The 1,479-nt window shown below is 37.1% G+C and carries 1 pseudogene; it reads right to left on the minus strand.

The features are described from left to right. Positions 1 to 1,479: pseudogene (locus HMPREF3263_RS10485) on the minus strand (adhesin); the annotation flags it as partial.

Consider the following 1,479-nt stretch of genomic DNA (forward strand, 5'->3'; position numbering starts at 1 on the left):
TAACCAACCACTGTTATTGATTGCTTCAACGACAGTTTTCACGGTTGCTAAGCCATCATTACCTTTAACGCCAGGTTTGCCATCTTTACCATTTGCACCGTTTTCGATCTCACCAACGTTTACATCGTATTTAACCACACCATTTTCATCCACTGATGCTGTAGTGAAGTTACCGTTTGTGAAATCTAAACCTTCTGATACTTTAACTTTTTTCTTAGTTGTAGCATCACCATTAGATTTATATGCTAATTCTGCATCACCTAAGTTTTGTTTAGAGGTGCTAACAGTATAGGTTTTTTGACCTGTAGTAGAATCTGTTTCCTCGGTAACTGTAACATTATCGCCTTGCTTAACTACAGTACCTAAGCCAGTAATCACTTTTTTACCATCGTTAGTGATATTACTTAAGTCATTTTTAGCCACGCCTGTGATAACCGCTTTTTCATTTGTAACATCTTGGCCATTACCATCTAAATAAGTCATGGTTACGTTGCCGCTGTTATCTACTGCATACTCACCTGGTTTAATATGACGTTCAGCTGCTTTCACTTCATTTAATTGGCTAACATTCACAGCATCGGTATTATTTGTACCCGCTTTCACATTTGTGATTGCTTTATTACCTGCATTAATACCCTCTTTAGTCACACTTGGACCATTGGTGATTGTTAAACCATCTTTGTTAATGCTTAAGTTATTATCGCCAAACTTAATTGAACCAGCATCAGTTAAATTGATATCTTTAGACAATTGAACATTTAACTTACCATCTTTGTTATTCACGCCAATGTTGTTTTCTGTCAATTTAGTTTTATCTGCACCACCTACAATATCAACTTTTTGGTTAAGTTTTTTCGCAATTACTTTAGAGTCATCTGTTTGACCATCATCTCCTGCGAATTTCAAACCATCATCCATTGTTGCAACTTCACGAACAATATCTTTGCCGTCTTTGCCTTTAATTGGATTACCGTCTTTATCTTTCGGTGTGTAAACAATACGTTGTGATTTATCTGTACCTGGCTCTTGGTTCACTAAAGTTTGTGTACCATCATTTGTTGAGATATCAACAGATTTACCGTCGCTACCATCTGCGCCTTTAGGACCAGTTAAACCGATGTGACCAACGCCATCTTTACCTGCAATAGATACAGCGTCTTTACCATCTTTGCCAGTGATTCCGACTTTACCATCTTCACCTTTAGCACCATTTGGACCAGTGATAGTTACACCATCTTTACCATTAGCACCATCTTTACCATTAACAACAACTTTATCTAAGTTAGTTAAGTTGCTATCTAAGGAATAGGTATAAGTATGATCATCACCATTAAGCGTTTGTTTAACTTTTAAGTTTTTACCTGCGTCAAAGTTTACAACTGCGCCCGGTTTCACTTTAGTTGCGGTTGATGTACCTTCAATTTCACCTGTTGATTTAGTTGCATTCGCTAACCAACCACTGTTATTGATTGCTTCAAC

Origin of the sequence: Haemophilus sp. HMSC61B11 (genome assembly GCF_001838615.1) — a bacterium.
Taxonomy (GTDB): Bacteria; Pseudomonadota; Gammaproteobacteria; order Enterobacterales; family Pasteurellaceae; genus Haemophilus_D; species Haemophilus_D parainfluenzae_AD.